Source organism: Kitasatospora sp. NPDC007106 (genome assembly GCF_040634455.1).
In the GTDB taxonomy this organism is placed as follows: domain Bacteria; phylum Actinomycetota; class Actinomycetes; order Streptomycetales; family Streptomycetaceae; genus Kitasatospora; species Kitasatospora arboriphila.
The window spans coordinates 1-1,137 of sequence record NZ_JBEYFP010001400.1 but is presented as its reverse complement, the minus strand read 5'-3'; the positions used below and the strand labels follow the sequence as shown (position 1 = coordinate 1,137).

Genomic DNA, 1,137 nt, shown 5'->3' with positions numbered 1-1,137 from the left:
TGGCCACCATCGCCCGCCACGGCCTCGCCCGCACCTACCCCGGCGGACTCCAACTCCACCGCCTCACCCGGGAAGTACTACGCAACCAACTCACCACCCAACAGCATCAACAGGCTGCCCGTGCCGCAGAAGCCCTCCTCACCGCCGCCACCCCGCAGAAAGCGAACGATCCGAGCACCTGGCACGCCTGGACCAACCTCGTCCCCCACGCCCTCGCACTCCCTCCCGAGAACTTCACCACCTCGCAGGGGCGGTTCCTGGCCTGCGAAGCCTGCTGGTACCTCATGGACCGCGGAAACCCCACCACCGCCCTTCCCCGCCTCAAGGCCCTCCACGACACCTGGACGCGACAACTTGGCCCCGACGACGAGGAAGCCCTGTGGGCCGCCAACTACCTCGCCCGGGCCTACAGCGACACCCAGGATTACGCCGGTGCCCGCGCCCTCGACGAAGACACCCTCGAACGCCGCCGACGCATCCTCGGCGACGACCACCCCGACACCCTCACCAGCGCCAACAACCTAGCGATCCGTCTCGCCGACCTCGGCGACACCCCGGCCGCCCACGACCTCACCCAGGACACCTACAAGCGTCGCCGACGCATCCTCGGCGACGACCACCCCGACACCCTCGGCACCGCCCACAACCTAGCCGTCCGTCTCGCCGACCTCGGCGACACCCCGGCCGCCCACGACCTTACCCAGGACACCTACAAGCGTCGCCGACGCATCCTCGGCGACGACCACCCCGACACCCTCGACAGCGCCCATAGTCTCGCCAATCGTCTCGCCGACCTCGGCGACACCCCGGCCGCCCACGACCTCACCCAGGACACCTACAAGCGCCGCCGACGCATCCTCGGCGACGACCACCCCGACACCTTGGGCAGCGCCCAGCTCGCACACCATCTCGCCGGTGGCAAAGGGGGGACCGGCGGGAGCTGATCGCTCGGCACTGCTCCCAGCAGGTTCGGGGCGCCGCGGGCTGTTCGACCTCGATGCATGACAGATCAGATAGTGCGGAGTCGCACACCGGCTGCGGTTTAGAGGAGCTAACACAATGCTCGGACGCGTCTGTAGGTGATCACGCAGCAGGCCAGCTTGAGGAAGGCCTCGTGGATGTCGTCGCGGATGTCCC

General features: G+C 68.7%; 1 protein-coding gene. It reads left to right on the top strand.

The genetic code is table 11. The annotated features are described in order from the left end of the window. Positions 1–944, top strand: a 944-nt coding sequence (locus ABZ641_RS38795; RefSeq protein WP_359989408.1) for a tetratricopeptide repeat protein, incomplete at its 5' end; no start/stop codon positions are given. Positions 945–1,137: the final 193 nt, after the last annotated feature.